The following is a 16,724-nucleotide window of genomic DNA, read 5'->3' as shown; positions in this document are numbered from 1 at the left end:
TGTTTCAGGTCTAGGCAATGTTCACACACTGAATCTGAGCCACACAGGGGTTACGGATGTTTCAGCTCTGGGCAATGTTCATAATCTCAATCTGGTCCGCACAAGGATTACGGATGTTTCGGCACTAGCCAATGTTAAAATATTGAATATTTCTGGGTGTAATGTATCAGATGAGAATGTTGCTGAACTTCGCAGAATAAACCCAAAGATAATACTTAAAAGGGAATATTAATCCTTCCTTCTGTAGATTTTAGGGGTATTGACTTGCCAATAAAATCTGCAGGTGCGCAATTGATGGTGACTCTTTGATGAAGCAAGGGGAGGTATAATTAAAATCATATAAACCCCCATATTTTCATTTTTTGATATCCAAAAAGCCACAATAGGACTGCCATCTCATGCGCCATCTATTAATACAGGCCATTCCTCCCTCAAAATAGACAGAAAATTCTATAGTGTTCTTTTCATTCCTCATTAACTTTGATTTGCTATGATTATATTGTAGAATTGCGAGGATATAATGACAAACGATGAACTTAGTATTTTAATTCAGCAACCCGAGTCAGATTGTCTAGATTTTAAACAAGTCTGGCACAAAAATAAGGCAGAATTATTACACGATATTCTCTGTCTAGTAAATTCCTACGCGCCAGGCAAAAAAAGATATATTGTGTTTGGAGTTAGTGATACTAAACACATAATCGGATTAGAGAGTACGGCAAACCGTATGTTTGATCATGATTTCCAGGATTGGCTTTCTAAGTTACCCTTGAATCGAAAAGCGATAAGAGCAAGAGTATTGAATCTAACTCTATATGAAAAAGAGATTGATGTTTTAGAAATTGATAGTATCCCTCTCAAGCCATTCTATCTAAAAGAGGATTACAAAAAAGATAATATAATTATTAAGGATTCTTATATATATACCCGAACCAATAGCAGAAACACTCCCAAATCTTCTCAAGCTGATGATGACTCGATAGACTTAATGTACAAAGAAAAATTTGCGATAGATTTAGCTCCTCTAGGGAGATTTAATTTATTGTTAGATGATTCAACAAAATGGCAAAATGGGGGATCTGATAGTAATATATATCATTTTGATTCTCTAGAATTTACAGTGTGTGCCGTTGACACCCGCAAAGGTTTTAGTGAAGAATGGACTGACAGAGCTAATTTTTCTGATACCCAACATAATTCGATAACCACATACGAATTACGCTATTTTCATTCAGTTTTGGCTGAAGCTAGTATTGTTAATTTAGATGGAGATCGTTGTCATTTGCCATTACCAAAAAGAAAATCGGAAAGATTTTCTATTTCAAAAAACTCTTTTGAGTATAAAATAGCAAAAATATTAAAACAAGATGATGATTTAGACACTATTTTAAAAATTAGATGCGGCATTGAAATTATTGATTAATTTCATTAAGAATAAACAATTTCTAATCCTTAAAAAATTCTTCGAGCAATAATTAATTAAAATACATATCATCCCGATTTTTTTAAAATTTTATACTACACACTGACAATTTTCTTACTCAAAGCTATATTAATGTACATACAATTTGATAACATTTAGTGTTAAATTAAAAAAGAATGAGTAAGTAAAACGCTTTATCCTAGTTATTTTGAAGCAAAAGTGAGAAACACATGAAAAAAGAACTGAAAGTTATTTATAGCATTGTCGGTCTTGGCATTCTCATTTTGGGCTTGCTGATTTGGCGCTTTCCTTATGTTTTAAGTTCAAACGACAATGTGGGCCAAATGATTTTTTGTATTGCCCTTTTGTGCGCCCTTATCCCTGCCGGCATTCATCATTTTGGGGATCGGCCAACTTTAAAGTATGCTGTCACGTGGATGGGAATATTCTTTGTTCTCCTCCTGGGCTATAGCTTTCAAGATGAGTGGAGTGGCGTTGCCGAAAGAGTCAAACGGAATATCTTGCCCACACATGCCACGTCAAACGCTGATGGTTCTGTCAGTTTCCTACGGGCGAAAGGGGGAAGTTTTATAGTGGAAGCTTCGGTCAACTCAATCCCCGTCTCATTTATGGTCGACACGGGGGCCTCTAAAGTGGTTTTAACCCTGGCGGATGCGAAACGATTGGGCATAGATGTGGAGTCCTTATCTTTTAATGAACCTATGCAAACTGCGAATGGCATAAGTTTTGGTTCCCCTATTCGTCTTGCAGAAATCAAGGTGGGCACCCTTATTTTGCGGGATGTAACCGCCTCTGTTTCCCAAAATCTTACTCATCCTTCCCTCTTGGGCATGAGCTTTTTAAAGAAATTGAAGAGATTTAAAATTGAGGGAGATCATCTGGTCTTAGAAGGCACTACCCCTTGAGATTCCGTAAAAATTTCTTAACCAAATATTAATTTTCTTGAAGGATTCTAAGCTCATACCCTTGAGGAGTGAGCCCATGAAACGTTCTGCAAAACGCGACATACCGCCGTCTATTACAGTTATTATGCTATTTTTTATCGGCTTCACCACAGGATTTTCCGTTAAAGGCTGGGTCAACAAACCCATACCCGCTTCCCATGCAACCGCATCCGCGCACCCCAAAGAATCCATCGAGGTATGTTTTACACCGAACAAAACTTGTCAATCGAAGATTCTGGACAGCATTGAGGGAGCCAAGAAATCTATTTTTGTTCAAGCTTATTCTTTTACCGATCACGACATTGCCACAGCCTTAACAGCGGCAGCTTTGCGCGGCGTTGAGGTTAAAGTTCTTTTGGACCGAAGCAACCAAACCCATAAGCATTCGGCAAAAAACATTTTGCTGGATAATGATGTGCCCCTTCGGTTTGATGCCCCTCAAGGTATTGCGCATAACAAAATTATGATTATTGACGAATCCACGGTCATTACGGGAAGTTATAACTTTTCAGCCGCGGCCTATAAGCGAAATACGGAAAACCTATTAACGATTATTGACCCTTCCTTAGCGAAAAGTTATCTTCAAAATTGGCATGCCCGCTGGCGTGTGTCACCCGAAAATCCTTAATAACGCCGCAGGCCAGACCTTGTTTTGTGAATACATTCTCATAAGAATTTCATTTCATTTTTAGCGTTTAACAAATAACACCCGTGTTACTTATTTTTCATTAAGTAACAAAAATGACCCTTTTCGTTAGTTACTTGATTGTAATATAAGACACCACAAAGTCTCTCTTGCGCTTTTTACAAAATATTATTGCCACTTTTTGACCCAACAGTGTAGTGTTAAACTGATTTCAAAAGGAGATTTCATGAGACTCACACAGCGCGTCAAAAAAATTCTGGCGAATTATGAAAGCGATAATCCAGGAACTAAGACTAACCTCGCCCGCATCCTCATGCATGGTCGCTTAGGCGGCACGGGAAACATGATTATTCTTCCCGTCGATCAAGGTTTTGAGCATGGTCCGCGCGCTTTCGTGGCGAACCCTGACGCATTTGATCCCCATTACCATTATAAAATGGCCGTTGATGCGGGCCTGGCGGCCTATGCCGCTCCGCTAGGATGGTTAGAAGCCGGCGCAGATACTTTTGCGGGCATGATTCCCACCATCTTAAAAATTAATAGCAGCAACAGCCTTTATGGCAAAGACAACCCTCCTGATCAAGCTATTACGGGTTCTATTAATGATGCGTTGCGTTTGGGATGTTCCGCGATTGGCTTTACCATTTACCCCGGTTCTGATGCGTCTCTCGATATGTTTGAAGAAATTCGCGAACTTGCTGAAGAAGCAAAATCTTGCGGCTTGGCTGTTGTCATTTGGTCTTATGCACGCGGAGCCCTCTCAAAAGCAGGGGAAACAGCCATTGATGTGATTGCTTACGGCGCTCACATGGCGGCTTTGCTGGGCGCCCATATTATCAAAGTCAAATTGCCTTCTGACCATTTGGAAAATGAAGAAGCGAAACGTCAATATATTCAGCACAAGATTAAGATTGACACGTTAGAGGATCGAGTGCGACATGTTGTAAAATCTTGTTTCAATGGTCGACGTTTGGTCATCTTCTCCGGCGGAGAAGCTAAAGATGTGAAGAGCGTTTTAGAAGATGCGAGAGCCATCGCCAATGGCGGCGGCAATGGGCTTATCATTGGGAGAAATTCCTTCCAACGCCCCCAAGCGGAAGGGCTCAAAATGCTCGCCGAGTTAACAACCATTTTTAAAGGACAGAGATAACAATTTAAGCTATGCGGGATGTAAGTCCTCGCTCTTAAATTTTACAAAAGAAGAGGAAAAGACGTTCATGAAAATAAGTGGAAATGCAATTCGAGTCGGGAATGTTATCGAGTTTGAAGGAAAATTATGGGTTGCCGTTAAAACGCAGCATACTCAGCCCGGTAAAGGGGGCGCATATATGCAAGTTGAATTGAAAAATTTGACGGAAGGCACCAAAACAAACGTGCGCTTTCGCTCAGCAGAGCAAGTCGAACGCGTCTTTCTTGATGCTCAGCCTTATCAATACCTTTATGCCGAAGGCAATGATTTGATTTTTATGGATCAACAAACATTTGAACAAATTAGTTTATCCCGCGACTTTGTGGGTGACGCCGCAGATTTCTTGCAAGATGGAATGATTGTTAATGTTTCTTCGTACGAAACAAAGCCCCTCAGCATTCAACTTCCCGACACCGTTATTTTAACGATCGCTGAAGCTGACCCTGTTGTGAAAGGACAGACCGCTTCGTCTTCTTTTAAACCAGCTGTTTTGGAAAATGGCATGCGCGTGATGGTTCCCCCCCACATTGGTTCGGGAATGCGCATTGTTATTAATACGGATGACCGTACTTACGTGGAACGTGCCAAAGAATAAGGAATAAATCCTGATTCTGGCGTCCATCACTATAATTGAAAAGAGAATATTATGCTTACTGCGCGACTAACGGGGCGCTCTGCTCTTGTGAATGTTATGATTTCAGCCACCGAAAAAGCGGGCCGGGCTTTAACACGAGATTTTGGAGAAGTGGAACAATTGCAAGTTTCCCGGAAAGGTCTGGGCGACTTTGTCTCAACTGCAGATCACAGGGCCGAAAAAATTCTTATTCAAGAACTCTCTAAAGCCCGTCCTGGATATTCTTTCTTGTTGGAAGAATCCGGAGCGATTGCAGGCACAGATCCCGAACACTGCTGGATTGTAGACCCCCTTGATGGTACTTTAAATTTCTTACATGGTATCCCTCAATTCTGTGTTTCTCTTGCTTTAAAAAAGGGAGAAGAAATCATTGCAGGTGTTGTTTATAACCCCATTTTGGATGAACTCTACTGGACAGAAAAGGGGAAAGGTACGTTTTTGAATCAACGCCGTGTTCGTGTTTCGGGACGGCGACATTTAGACGAAGCCTTAGTTGCGATTGGCACTCCTTACCGTCATCAGGCAGAGACGGATGCAATCAATTATACAAGCCGCTTGGCAGGTAAAGTGGCTGGCATGCGACGCTTTGGGTCAGCAGCCCTTGATTTAGCTTATGTGGCAGCGGGCAAGTTTGACGGTTGTTTTGCTACCGACTTAAAATCGTGGGATCTCGCCGCCGGCATTTTGATGATTAAAGAATCAGGTGGGTACATTAGTGATGCAAAAGGGGGCCAAGATATTTTAAATTCAGGTACCATTTTAGCAGCCAACGACCATCTCTTTGATCCCTTGTCTAAAATTTTGATCGGCTAAGTCTGAATCCTTGAAGAGGCCTTATCCCTGACAGTTTAGATCTTTCATTCCAAAAGCGAGTGTCAGAGCGAGAATTGTCATAATACACCCGATGATAAAATCAAGAATTTTCCAATTTAAGGGCTTTCGAAAAAGCGGGCCCAAAAATCTTGCGCCATATCCCATGCTAAAAAACCATATAAAAGAGGCCAGAATGGCTCCCAACGCAAAATAGGGGCGTTCAAACGCAGGAATTTGCGCGCCGATACTTCCCAATAGAACAACTGTATCTAAATAAACATGCGGATTCAAAAGGCTTAAAGCTAGTGCTGTGGTAAGAGAGGCCCTTAAAGAGGGCAAATTTTTATTATCAAGGGCAACAGTTAGAGATTCTGTTTTCAAAACCGCTCGAAAAGAGCGAAATGCATAGTATGCGAGAAAAGCCACGCCACCCCATCGCGCAATTTCAAGAAGGATTGGACTTGAGGTGAGAATCTTGCCAAAACCGCCAACGCCGATCAGAATCAACGCGGCATCCGTCGCCGCACAGATGAGGGCTGTTGCGAACACGTGGTTTTTCAAAATACCCTGTTTAAGAACAAATGCATTTTGAGCCCCAATGGCAATAATTAATGCGGCACCCGTGCCAAATCCTTCTAACAACGGCGTGACACAAAAGTGATGTAGCACAAGCTTTAACCTTTCTTTTTATGCCGCAAATCCATCTCATATCTATAGAATAGGGGAAAATTTTCCTCAAGCCCCGAAGAGATAGTCTGCGCTTTAGCATTTAGCGTTTAGCGTTTAGCGTTAAAATGTCTCTATCCCCCCATTTTTCTAAGTTTGATATTGAACCTTTTCGAAAAGTTCCCTACAAATTAAAAAGGATCAAGAGCTTGACCAAATAAAAAAACCATTAATAAAAAGAATATTTTTCATGCTTTTTCGAATTGTCCTTCTTACCTTCCTGTCATTGGTATCGACCCATGCCATTATTGTTGAAAAGGAAGAAGAATTAATATCAGCCCACGAGGCCGGCAGCAAGCTTAAAGAAGACATCTACCCTGGCAAAATAGTCCTAAGACTCGAGGATAAACTCCTCGAATATTGTTCTGCTGTCGCTCTTGGAAAACCCGGCATGCAAGAAACCCAAACCATTCTAACTTGTGCGCACATTATCCATTTTGCTGCTCAACAAATTGGAATCGGCCAGTTTTATTTTGAAGATCATAAGGGAAAATTACACATCGTAAGCAATATAGTGCCCCTAGCCAATGGGTCAGAAAATCCGATGGAAGATATTAATCCCGTTGAAGATATCGCTCTGTGTTTTCTGGAAGCTCCTGTTGCTTGTAATCCTCTCTTGCGATTAGCTGAAACTGCGGCTCTACCAGAAAAATTATCTTGCCTTACCTATGGAATGACCCTCAGCACGGAAGCTCCCTTCACCGTCGGTAACTTGGAAGGAGAAAAGGTTTATAGTCTCACGAGTAACTTTAGCAAGGAAGAGGATAACTATACTAAAAAATTTACCGCAAATCGTGTGGTCCAAATGACGAGAGAAACCGGTACAAAAACACGAGAGATGTATATTGCTGAACCCAAATCCGCCCCTCAAGTCTTTACCGGGGATAGTGGCGCGCCTTGGTTTGGAGGAAATGCAATCGACGGGTTTACGCTGTATGCCCTAACTTGTGGGTTTAGCGGTGTTGAGGATGAGGATAAGCTCAACTGTAAGCCTGGAAACCTAATAAAAAAAGTTGAGTATAGTCGGTTGGGGGATAATGGCTCCTTAAGTTTATTCCAATTACCCAAACCTGCCTCTTTTGTAAATTTTCTAATAAGCCTCGCGCCAAATCGGGAGTGGATTCTAGAAAATTTAAAATAGATAAATGATCTCTTGGCGCAAATGTTTTGATGAACTTTAACTCAAAGCCCCAGGCACTAAGGCCTGAGGACTTTTATGAAATAGATGACATTTTATTTAATTTTTTTAAGAATTTTGTCGTACTTTAGGCCGATAGCGATTGGCTTACCACCTTCAACATTCTTTTCTATAAGTATTGCTAGTGAAGCATTTCTTCTATCTTTCATATTCTTCTCTGCATTGATAGCTTCTCCAACTTCATTTGCAATAGATGCATCTAATCCAGCCCCGATTAACTCATCTTCAATCAATTTTCCCATACTATGAGCAGCCAGAGGTACATTTGGACCCCCCTTTATTCGAGGAGGAAGAGTCCATTTTTTAGTTTGCTTCATTGGCCCTCCATTTTTGGGGGGAGGAGGCACAACTCCTGCACCTGATGGTGGCGGAGGTGGCGGCGCATTTCCTGCACCTGGCGGTGGGGGTGGGGGGGGGCGCATTTCCAGCTGCTGGGGGCGGTAAAGCAATAGTAGGACGTCCCGCTAATATCCAAGCTTGTTGACTTTTATAACGATCCTCTGCAGATTTATTTAGCTCTTTTGCGCCCTTTTCGATACCCATAACCGTCTCATCAATTTTTTTAACAAGTTTCCCTATCTCAAGATGATTTAAATCTAATTTTATCTCGCCCTTTTTAATAGCAGTTCTTACCCCTTTCCATTCAAACGGTGTGAGGCTCTTATCTATAGAATTAAAAATTGTTTGATAGGTGTGTGGACCTCTAGGCTTATTGGGAAATAGAATAACAGAAAGAGCTGTAATTGAAACCGAACTATTTTGAACTTGTTGAATATACTTTGGATCTAGGTTTTTCTGCGCAAAATAGGCTAATAAATCCTGATAGTTTTGCTCTTCGTCTGGCGTTGTTGGTACGCCCTTAGGTTTTTCTAAAGATAAATTATTTCCTTTACCTAATTTACTCAATTGATTTTTAATGCTGGAAGTTAACAGTTCATAAGAATTTTTAGCATTCGCGGGATAGGACTTTATTAAATCAATTCTATAATGTAATGCTGATAATAGGTCAGCATTGGCTTCAACATCAATTTTCTGGGCGATTCCCTTTGATAACTTAAAATTTTCCATAATTTGTAAAAAGAGATTCTCTGGGGCACTAATAAGAAATTCAAGAGAGGTTGCTGGCACCCCTAAGAAATCGATACGCTCTTTATCCGTTGGAAGAGCTGGAATTTGAAATTTTGGATTATTCACAATAGTTTGATATAGCTTTTCATCTACAGCTTTCTTAGCTTCGGTTTCCAATCTTATCCGCTCTCTTTCAGCAGCATTTTTTATATCAGCAGCTTTTTTAGCCTCTGCTTTTTCATACTCAGCCGTACGAAGCTTAAAAAATTTCTCAAGCTCTTCGTAACGAGCCTGCAATTTATCAATCTCAGGGTCATTGGGATTTTTATTATATAGCTCTAATTGCTTCGTACTTATCTCATCCATCGCTGCTTGTAGTTCAGGAATAGTTAATTTATCCGCATCCATCTGCTTAGGCCCAGGGCCTACGCCTCCTACCACAGGACCGGACAATGCAATACCTTTCCTAGCTAATACATCTATAAGTCTTTCAATTTCTTTTATAAATTGGTGAGGCAACCATTGACTCGTGTCCATATTAGGTTCTTTACTGGCCGAATGAGCTCTTTGATATAAATTTTTAAGCTCTAAAAGAGTCATCGAAGTCAAATTGCCCGGAATACCATTAGATGCTCCATGAGCTGCAGGGGGGCTTGTCGTTCCTTTTTTGCGAGGGTTAAGAGCCTTATAATATTCTTTTAAAGCTTCTTCTTTCCCCTCATCCGAAGTATCAGAATACTCGCTTAAAACTTTCTCGGCAATGGGATCATTATTGAGGTTCTTTTGCTGAAGTTGTGTATAGGCCGTATTGATGCTCTTTTTTCGAACACCTCCTTTTAAAGGACTGTTTGGTCCAAAGAGAGTAGTTACCTGACTCTGAAGATCTTGTTGCGGGGGAGATTGCATGGAATAGAGGGGCGCTGTTAAAACGTCTAAAATTAACGCTGTGGTAGATAATAAACGACAAGTAGTTTTTATTAACATCATTTTAACACTCTTCTCCTAAATTTTATTCTATCTCAATCATAAATTTAAAATTGATAAGAAATTCTTAAATTTCCAGAATATATTTTGGTGAAGCAGAAAGATCAATAGACCCAGGGTTTGTTGGTAGTGCAATATTTAGCGCGTCCGTAACTCTGAAAGTACTATACTTTACTATTCGCAAATCAACGCCGACAACAAATGATCCACATTTTTTCTCAATCCCCATGCCCAATGAAAGCCCGTTCAACCATTTGGTTTTTTTGGCTCGAGTTGCGGTAACATTTCTTGGTTCATAAGTTATCACTCTATCCGTTGCAAACTGGCCTTTATCATACCCCGTAGATAAGTAACCTAAGTAATTCTCATTAAATTGGTAGCCTGCTCTCAGAATTAAGCCATAGGAGTTTTTGCGTTGAAGGGTTGTCGAATAATGTCTAAAAGCAGGAGTTAAACCTAGACGATCATCTTGAACCGCTGATGCTGTGTTCCCCGACCAAAGTAAATTTCTGGACCAATCAAAATCCTTGATTGGGGAAAACCCCCTATAAGCGATGTCCCAGTATTGTTCTCGGGCATTCCTTTATTTGAAATAATTGTTTGAAACTGACCCTCTGCCTGAAAAATTATCTTGCCTTACCTATGGAATGACTCTCAGCACGGAAGCTCCCTTCACCATCGGTAATTTAGAAGGAGAAAAGGTCTATAGTCTCCCGAGTAACTTTAGCAAACAAGATGATAACTATACTAAAAAATTTACCGCAAATCGTGTGGTCCAAATGACGAGAGAAACCGGTACAAAAACCCGAGAGATGTATGTTGCTGAACCCAAATCCGCCCCCCAAGTCTTTACCCGGGATAGTGGCGGCCCTTGGTTTGTCGGAAATGCAATCGACGGGTTTACGCTTTATGCCTTAACTTGTGGGTTTAGGGGTGTTGAGGATGAGGATAAGCTCAACGGTAAGCCTGGAAACCTAATAAAAAAGTTGAGTATAGTCGGTTGGGGGATAATGGCTCCTTAAGTTTATTCCATTACCCAAACCTGCCTCTTTTGAAAATTTCTAATAAACCTTGCGCCAAATCGTGAGTGGATACTCAATAATTTGAAATAGATAATGCTCTTGTGACTCAATTTTATTGTAAATACAACAAAAACCCCAGGCCCAATAGCCTGGAGTTTGCATAGTGATTTATTTTGGAGCTAAGGCTTCAGTGATTAATTCTTTATATTCTGTTTGTCTTTGCAGTATCTCCACAGGGTTTATCGATTTACTTATTTTATTATGTGCTTGCAATATATTTATAGTGATACTTACCATCTTTGTCAGCTGAGGCTCTTTCTGTTTATTAATCGCAGAACCCACTTCATTTGCTATTGCCTTTCCAACTCCTCTCTTTTCTAAAGCTCCGGCAATTTTCGCACCCTTACTATTGGGGTCGAGATTTTGCATTGGCACGGTTACAGCAACGGGTGCATTAGCTTGTGCTCCACCCACTGCTGGCGGGGGGGGAGGCGGCATAGATGCTCCGCTTGATGCGGCCTGGGCAGCTGGTGGGTTATTACCTGCAGCTCTTTGTGCTTTAATTTCCGCACTGCGTTGTTTTCTCTCTTCTGCAATTCGCTCTTTACTTGCTTTTTGATCTTCCTTTTCTTTTCTTTCTTTTCTTTCAAGATACTTTTTATAATTTTCATCTTTTAGGCGTTTTTCTTCTGCTGTTTCCACGTGCTGAACTGTGGCCTCTTTAAGAAGTATATAATATTTACCAGGACTTATGACGTAGTCATCCGAAAAGAATTTTATCGATGCTAAATAATATAAGATAGCCTTTGCCTCAGATGCAGTTAATGAGTTCGTATTAAATATTCTCTCTATTGTTGATGTAGGTAGTTTTCTAATTTGCTCAATGTTTAAATTCAATAATACTTTATAATTGTCCAAAACATTAGAAGCAGCAGGCATAATTTCAAGTTTGGTTGGATCTTTTGGAAATTCATCATAGGATTTTTTATAATCTGCATTAGCAATGATTTCTGATTGGATAACATTCATATCTTTTGGAAGAAATTTATTCATAGTCTTTAGAAATACCGATTTTTCCTGCGGTGGCATGATTTTATCTTTAACCACAATCGTGAGTAACCTATAATATCGGCCAGGCTTATACACCTTCTCATCTGTAAAGAAATTTATATTGGCTAAATGATACAAGAGTGCCTTTGCCTGAGCTGCAGGCAATTGATTAGCGTGAGCAAAAATATTACTTAATGTTTGCTGCGGTATATCTTTAATATCTTGAATATTTAAATTCATTAATACATTAAAATTCTCTAAAGAATGTTTAGGGTCAGCTATAATCTGACGTTTGGTTAGATCTTTTGGAAATTCCTCATAGGATTTTTTATAATCTGGATTATCGAGAATTCTTTTTTGTGTAACGTTCATTGGTATTGTGAACTCTCTTAGAATCGATACAATTTGCTTTAATATTACTTGTGCCGGACTTGGGCTTTCGCCGTCTTTTGAAGGTATAACACCTTTTGTTTTAAAATAGTAAAGCGTAGCAATTAATTGACTGTAATTCGGATAATGATAAATAATGTCTGAAGTTTCTTTAGCAGCAAGAGCAGTGACAGTTTTTAAATCAATATAACATAGAATTTTTAGGGGATTTTCTTCAATACTTAAACTATCATATTTATTGCTATACTGATGCTTATGGATTTCTTCTCCCACATGATATAATTCTTCAAAGGGATCTGGAATATTAGCCCTATATTTTTCTAGAAATTTCATGCTTTTAAACTCGCCATTGTATTCAAATAAGTTTACAAAAGCTTCTATTCTTTGTCGTTTCTCCTGACTAAAACCGTCAGTTTGGATAGCAGTTAAAGCAACTTCATACAATTCACTAAAATTTTTCCAATCTTTACTCAATGCAAGTACAGGTTGGACATATTTATCAAACGCAATTTTTACACTAATCGGATCGATATCTTCCAGATATTTTTTTAATCCTTTGACACAGTTATCAACGACTATTTCGATTTCGCTGGGTTGTGTTACGAGTCCCATTTTTGTTGATGACGAACTTGATGAACTCGAAGAACTTGCCCCGCCACCAAATAAATGTGTCCCCTTTCTGGCCAACTCTACTTGAAGTCTTATGATCTCATTTACATATTGGTCACTTGTCCAGCTATGTTGAGAGCTATCCCTTTCTTTATTCAATCCAATAGCATTGTGATAGATAACCTTAAGGTCTGAAATACTCATCGAAGCCAAATTGCCCGGAATACCATTCGATGCTCCGTGAGCCGCAGTGGGACTAGTCGTTCCTTTTTTGCGAGGGTTAAGAGCCTTATAATATTCTTTTAAAGCCTCTTCTTTCCCATCATCCGAAGTATCAGAATACTCGTTTAAAACTTCCTCGGCAATGGGATCATGATTGAGTTTCTTTTGCTCAAGCTGTGTATAGGCCGTATTGATGCTCTTTTTTCGAATTCCTCCTTTTAAAGGACTGTTTGGTCCAAAGAGAGTAGTTACCTGAGTCTGAAGATCTTGTTGCATGGAATACAGAGGCGCCGTTAAAACGCCTAAAATTAACGCCGTGGTAGATAACAAACGACAAGTAGTTTTTATTAGCATCATTTTAACACTCTTCTCCTAAATTTTCTTCTATCACAATTATAAATTTAAAATTGATAAGAAATTCTTAAATTTCCAGAATATATTTTTGGTGAAGCAGAAAAATCAATAAATCCTGGATTTATTCCTGGTGCAATATTTAGCGCGTCCGTAACTCTGAAAGTACTATACTTTATCATTCGCAAATCAACGCCGACAACAAATGATCCACATTTTTTCTCAATCCCCATGCCCAATGAAAGCCCGTTCAACCATTTGGTTTTTTTGGCTCGAGTTGCGGTAACATTTCTTGGGTCATAAGTTATCACTCTATCCGTTGCAAACTGGCCTTTATCATACCCTGCGGATAGATAACCTAAGTAATTCTCATTAAATTGGTAGCCTGCTCTCAGAATTAAGCCATAGGAGTTTTTGCGTTGAAGGGTTGTAGAATAATGTCGAAAGTCACCAATTAAATCTAAACGATCATCTTGAACCGCTGATGCTGTGTTCCCCCGACCAAAGTAAATTTCTGGACCAATCAAAATCGTTGATTGGGGGAAGCCCCATAAAAAACCCCCTATAAGCGATGTCACAGCATTGTTCTCAGACATTCCTTTATTTGAAAATATTGTCTGAAGCTGACCGATTCCCCCAGCAAGATCATCTTCCGTTACACTATCTGTTCTCCTGCCCGTCATACGCTCTAAGCCCCCAGAAAGCCCTGCATAAAATTGCAGTGTATTGGACGAATGGCCAGAATTATAATCAAAAGAATCGGCAAGGGTTTGACTGCATAAAGCAAGGGTCAGAAGAGAAATTTTGCGAAGCATAATATGTCCTTTCTTAGATAAATAAAATTATACAAAAATTTTATACTCTAATCGTAGCCCTATTATTTAATATTATGCAAGTCGTCATATGCGTATGAATTTGATATTCGTAATATTTGCTGACAAAATCAGGTTGAATTGTTGGGAAAGAGTAATATACAAAAGAATCTTTTAACGTTGGCACTGACTACAATAGTAAGTCGCACGACCATTTTGAATAACTTTTAAAAGTGGCGTAACCCGACAATGATCACAAGGCTGATTGGCCCGATCATAAACGCGAAAAGAGTGTTGGAAATATCCTCTATTCCCATCTGGCTGAATATGATCACGTAACGTTGACCCGCCCGCGGCAATGGCTCTTGTCAATACATCTTGAATTTCTTGTAATAAAATCCTGGTTTCTTCAAGAGTCACAGTATTCGAAAGGCGGAAAGGAGAAATTTTTGCCTGCCATAAAGCTTCTGAGGCATAAATATTACCGATTCCTGCAATAATATTTTGATTTAGAAGAGCACTTTTAAGGGGAATAGCCCGATTTTTAAGAGACGCGTGAAATTTTGAAAGAATAAGAGATGGATCGCCTAAAGGTTCAAATCCCATCGAATCAAAAGGGGCTTCATTCTCGAAATTCTGGGTGGATTTCAGTAATAAAAAACCAAAGCGACGCGGATCCCTAAAGGTGATTTTATAATTATGGGAAGTTGTAAAAATCACATGATCGTGACGCTCTGCTTGTAACTGCGTTATCTGCGATTTCTCAATAAGGACACGACCGGACATCCCTAAATGCCAAAGCAAAGTTAAACCATGATCAAAATCAATTAAAATATACTTAGCGCGGCGTCTCACCTGTGTCATGCGATGCTGTTTCAGCTTATTTTCCATATCACCAGGCAAAGGATAGCGCAAATCAGGACGATTATACTGAATCTTTATAAAGGTTTGGCTTTCAAGAACAGGTCGCAAAGCACGACAGACCGTTTCGACTTCAGGCAATTCCGGCATGAAAGAAGTTTCCTATTATAATATCTTTAGACACCTTAAGGAATATTTCGTATTAAATAAAAATTAAGGTGCAAAAAATATGTTCATTTTTTGCACCTTATTACAATATTTTATATAGACAAAACTATTTACTATCATTTACGAAAGATGATTAACATCTCCTAGCTAGATAATTTATCAAGAAGCTTATTAATTTTGGTTTCAATTTCTTCTTTCGTTTCCCCATATTTTTCTTCAATAAGACCCACAAGCTGATCTTTCTTACCTTTAACCTTTTCCAGATCTTGGTCTGTAAGATTGCCCCAAGCTTCTTTAATAGAACCGATCATTTGATCCCATTTTCCTTCAAATTGATTGTGATTCATTTTAACTTCCTTCCCTAAATTATTGTTTTAAAGCATTTTACATTCATATTGTTAAGTTGTGGATGCTTGAAAAGATAGGTGAAATTGGGGAGAAAATTAACCTTTAATATTATTTGAGCAACCCAAAAAATTTCGCCTAGCTTGAAATTTTTGTCTGACACATGGCTTTAATTTGTGCCCATTCTACCTTTGTAAGGATTCTCTTGCGCGGGACATTTGGTTTAACGGATTGATTCTTGATGTGGTTAATTCGGTCCTCTGTCAAGGGGTGAGTTGACAAAAAACCCTCTAATTTTTTGGAAGCCTTATGAAATTTCTTTAACTTTTCTGTTTGTTCGGCTTCTAGTTTGTCAAAAAAGGTCAAAAATCCTTTTGTTCCTATACCTGTTTTCGTCAGGATTTGAATGGCAACATCATCTGCCTCGGTTTCGTGGGCACGACTATAATGCAACGTTAGAAACAAACTCGACGTGGTTAATAAAGAATCAAGCTGCCCAATTCCGCCACTAATCATTTTGATGAGGAAAGATAATCCGAGACCATGAATCATCCTTTCCGTTGGATGTCGCTTTAAAACATGCCCTATCTCATGAGCCAAAACACCTGCTAATTCATCATAATCATCAGAATTCTTGATAAGACCACTAAAAACAAAGATTTGATTTCCTGACATCGCAAATGCATTGTTTGTTGAATCATCATCAAAAACCTTGATGGTCACGGGAACTGGTACCTCACCTGCGTTAACCAAATCGCGAACCAATTTTTCTAAAGCCTTTTGTCCCAAATCATTGGTACAAGTCACATAATCTGTTGTAAGTACCTTTGCTCCATATTCACCAAACTTATCCTCCCAGGATTGGGGAATGGCTTCAGCAATAAGGTGGGAGTAATTATATGGCAGTTTATAAAGAAGAATTAAACAAATAAAAGTCGTCATCGCTAACAGCATGCCCGATATCCATAAAGATGAGAATTTGGATGACTTCATTTTTATTTTGGACTGGATCATCGAAAATAGACTGGGGTCTTCAATAAGCAACCGGACATCAGAATTTGCTATAGATGCGATAACGCCGGGCAATGAATTTACGGGTAATTCAATAATCTTAAGATCAGAATATTGGTAATACTCTGATGTCTTTGAACCAAGACCTTTAACAAATATACCGTGTATATCCGGGTTAATTTGCACGGAAAAAGAAATGGATGATTTTCCATCATAAAATTTTGCCGTCTTATTCAT

Annotated in this window: 18 protein-coding genes; 9 read left to right on the top strand and 9 right to left on the bottom strand. The window is 39.2% G+C overall.

Going from position 1 to position 16,724, the window contains the following annotated elements:
* The 7 genes from FJX03_08135 to FJX03_08105 form a co-directional block, all read left to right on the top strand.
* A partial coding sequence (locus FJX03_08135) for a hypothetical protein (GenBank protein ID MBM3633648.1) occupies nucleotides 1-232 on the top strand: 232 nt, incomplete at its 5' end.
* Nucleotides 233-520: 288 nt separating this feature from the next.
* Nucleotides 521-1,423 carry an ATP-binding protein gene (locus FJX03_08130; GenBank protein ID MBM3633647.1) on the top strand — a complete coding sequence of 301 codons (903 nt, stop codon included), beginning with the start codon at nucleotides 521-523 and terminating at the stop codon, nucleotides 1,421-1,423.
* A 230-nt stretch (nucleotides 1,424-1,653) separates the two neighbouring features.
* Nucleotides 1,654-2,349 carry a TIGR02281 family clan AA aspartic protease gene (locus FJX03_08125; protein MBM3633646.1) on the top strand — a complete coding sequence of 232 codons (696 nt, stop codon included), beginning with the start codon at nucleotides 1,654-1,656 and terminating at the stop codon, nucleotides 2,347-2,349.
* Between the two features lie 76 nt (nucleotides 2,350-2,425).
* The gene (locus FJX03_08120; GenBank protein ID MBM3633645.1) at nucleotides 2,426-3,016 is read left to right on the top strand and encodes a phospholipase D family protein; all 591 of its coding nucleotides are present in this window, start codon (nucleotides 2,426-2,428) and stop codon (nucleotides 3,014-3,016) included.
* Nucleotides 3,017-3,260: 244 nt separating this feature from the next.
* Nucleotides 3,261-4,184, top strand: coding sequence for a class I fructose-bisphosphate aldolase (locus FJX03_08115; GenBank protein MBM3633644.1), 924 nt, complete (start codon nucleotides 3,261-3,263; stop codon nucleotides 4,182-4,184).
* A gap of 67 nt (nucleotides 4,185-4,251) precedes the next feature.
* On the top strand, nucleotides 4,252-4,818 hold the full coding sequence (gene efp, locus FJX03_08110) for an elongation factor P (GenBank protein MBM3633643.1): 567 nt from the start codon (nucleotides 4,252-4,254) through the stop codon (nucleotides 4,816-4,818).
* Nucleotides 4,819-4,869: 51 nt separating this feature from the next.
* Nucleotides 4,870-5,670: an inositol monophosphatase gene (locus FJX03_08105; protein ID MBM3633642.1), complete on the top strand. Its 801-nt coding sequence runs from the start codon at nucleotides 4,870-4,872 to the stop codon at nucleotides 5,668-5,670.
* Nucleotides 5,671-5,691: 21 nt separating this feature from the next.
* Here the strand turns inward: FJX03_08105 and FJX03_08100 are convergent, their stop codons facing one another.
* On the bottom strand, nucleotides 5,692-6,339 hold the full coding sequence (locus FJX03_08100) for an amino acid transporter (GenBank protein MBM3633641.1): 648 nt from the start codon (nucleotides 6,337-6,339) through the stop codon (nucleotides 5,692-5,694).
* Nucleotides 6,340-6,586: 247 nt separating this feature from the next.
* On the opposite strand from FJX03_08100, the gene FJX03_08095 reads away from it, so the two are divergent.
* Nucleotides 6,587-7,537 (top strand): hypothetical protein, encoded by a 951-nt coding sequence (locus tag FJX03_08095; protein MBM3633640.1) that lies wholly within the window; start codon nucleotides 6,587-6,589, stop codon nucleotides 7,535-7,537.
* A 92-nt stretch (nucleotides 7,538-7,629) separates the two neighbouring features.
* Here FJX03_08095 and FJX03_08090 read toward each other — a convergent pair whose 3' ends face one another.
* From FJX03_08090 to FJX03_08080, 3 genes are all read right to left on the bottom strand, one after another.
* Entirely contained in the window at nucleotides 7,630-8,016 is a 387-nt protein-coding gene (locus FJX03_08090) for a hypothetical protein (GenBank protein MBM3633639.1), read from the bottom strand.
* A complete protein-coding gene (locus FJX03_08085) occupies nucleotides 7,898-9,649 on the bottom strand; it encodes a hypothetical protein (GenBank protein ID MBM3633638.1) in 1,752 nt (583 codons plus the stop codon). Before FJX03_08085 ends, FJX03_08090 begins: the two co-directional genes overlap by 119 nt.
* 64 nt (nucleotides 9,650-9,713) lie before the next feature.
* A complete protein-coding gene (locus tag FJX03_08080; protein MBM3633637.1) occupies nucleotides 9,714-9,953 on the bottom strand; it encodes a hypothetical protein in 240 nt (79 codons plus the stop codon).
* Nucleotides 9,954-10,242: 289 nt separating this feature from the next.
* Between FJX03_08080 and FJX03_08075 the strand changes: the two genes are divergently transcribed.
* Nucleotides 10,243-10,668: a hypothetical protein gene (locus tag FJX03_08075; GenBank protein ID MBM3633636.1), complete on the top strand. Its 426-nt coding sequence runs from the start codon at nucleotides 10,243-10,245 to the stop codon at nucleotides 10,666-10,668.
* A 168-nt stretch (nucleotides 10,669-10,836) separates the two neighbouring features.
* Here FJX03_08075 and FJX03_08070 read toward each other — a convergent pair whose 3' ends face one another.
* The 5 genes from FJX03_08070 to FJX03_08050 all read right to left on the bottom strand — a co-directional run bounded on the left by FJX03_08070 (nucleotide 10,837) and on the right by FJX03_08050 (nucleotide 16,724).
* The gene (locus FJX03_08070) at nucleotides 10,837-13,296 is read right to left on the bottom strand and encodes a hypothetical protein (GenBank protein MBM3633635.1); all 2,460 of its coding nucleotides are present in this window, start codon (nucleotides 13,294-13,296) and stop codon (nucleotides 10,837-10,839) included.
* Nucleotides 13,297-13,340: 44 nt separating this feature from the next.
* Nucleotides 13,341-14,105, bottom strand: a complete 765-nt coding sequence (locus tag FJX03_08065; GenBank protein ID MBM3633634.1) for a hypothetical protein — start codon at nucleotides 14,103-14,105, stop codon at nucleotides 13,341-13,343.
* Between the two features lie 171 nt (nucleotides 14,106-14,276).
* Nucleotides 14,277-15,113, bottom strand: a complete 837-nt coding sequence (gene mutM, locus FJX03_08060) for a bifunctional DNA-formamidopyrimidine glycosylase/DNA-(apurinic or apyrimidinic site) lyase (protein ID MBM3633633.1) — start codon at nucleotides 15,111-15,113, stop codon at nucleotides 14,277-14,279.
* A 161-nt stretch (nucleotides 15,114-15,274) separates the two neighbouring features.
* Nucleotides 15,275-15,478 carry a CsbD family protein gene (locus FJX03_08055; GenBank protein MBM3633632.1) on the bottom strand — a complete coding sequence of 68 codons (204 nt, stop codon included), beginning with the start codon at nucleotides 15,476-15,478 and terminating at the stop codon, nucleotides 15,275-15,277.
* A 136-nt stretch (nucleotides 15,479-15,614) separates the two neighbouring features.
* Nucleotides 15,615-16,724 (bottom strand): M48 family metallopeptidase, encoded by a 1,110-nt coding sequence (locus FJX03_08050; protein MBM3633631.1) that lies wholly within the window; start codon nucleotides 16,722-16,724, stop codon nucleotides 15,615-15,617.

This window comes from Alphaproteobacteria bacterium (assembly GCA_016870095.1).
Classification (GTDB): Bacteria; Pseudomonadota; Alphaproteobacteria; order Paracaedibacterales; family VGCI01; genus VGCI01.
The sequence above is the reverse complement of the archived record's forward strand: the minus strand, read 5'-3'. Positions and strand labels throughout refer to the sequence as shown.

Coding starts and splice junctions, on each gene's coding strand:
- FJX03_08130 (MBM3633647.1), top strand. CDS start 521: ATGACAAACGATGAACTTAGTATTTTAATTCAGCAACCCGAGTCAGAT.
- FJX03_08125 (MBM3633646.1), top strand. CDS start 1,654: ATGAAAAAAGAACTGAAAGTTATTTATAGCATTGTCGGTCTTGGCATT.
- FJX03_08120 (MBM3633645.1), top strand. CDS start 2,426: ATGAAACGTTCTGCAAAACGCGACATACCGCCGTCTATTACAGTTATT.
- FJX03_08115 (MBM3633644.1), top strand. CDS start 3,261: ATGAGACTCACACAGCGCGTCAAAAAAATTCTGGCGAATTATGAAAGC.
- efp (MBM3633643.1), top strand. CDS start 4,252: ATGAAAATAAGTGGAAATGCAATTCGAGTCGGGAATGTTATCGAGTTT.
- FJX03_08105 (MBM3633642.1), top strand. CDS start 4,870: ATGCTTACTGCGCGACTAACGGGGCGCTCTGCTCTTGTGAATGTTATG.
- FJX03_08095 (MBM3633640.1), top strand. CDS start 6,587: ATGCTTTTTCGAATTGTCCTTCTTACCTTCCTGTCATTGGTATCGACC.
- FJX03_08090 (MBM3633639.1), bottom strand. CDS start 8,016: ATGCGCCCCCCCCCACCCCCACCGCCAGGTGCAGGAAATGCGCCGCCA.
- FJX03_08085 (MBM3633638.1), bottom strand. CDS start 9,649: ATGATGTTAATAAAAACTACTTGTCGTTTATTATCTACCACAGCGTTA.
- FJX03_08070 (MBM3633635.1), bottom strand. CDS start 13,296: ATGATGCTAATAAAAACTACTTGTCGTTTGTTATCTACCACGGCGTTA.
- FJX03_08065 (MBM3633634.1), bottom strand. CDS start 14,105: ATGCTTCGCAAAATTTCTCTTCTGACCCTTGCTTTATGCAGTCAAACC.
- mutM (MBM3633633.1), bottom strand. CDS start 15,113: ATGCCGGAATTGCCTGAAGTCGAAACGGTCTGTCGTGCTTTGCGACCT.
- FJX03_08055 (MBM3633632.1), bottom strand. CDS start 15,478: ATGAATCACAATCAATTTGAAGGAAAATGGGATCAAATGATCGGTTCT.
- FJX03_08050 (MBM3633631.1), bottom strand. CDS start 16,724: ATGAATAAGACGGCAAAATTTTATGATGGAAAATCATCCATTTCTTTT.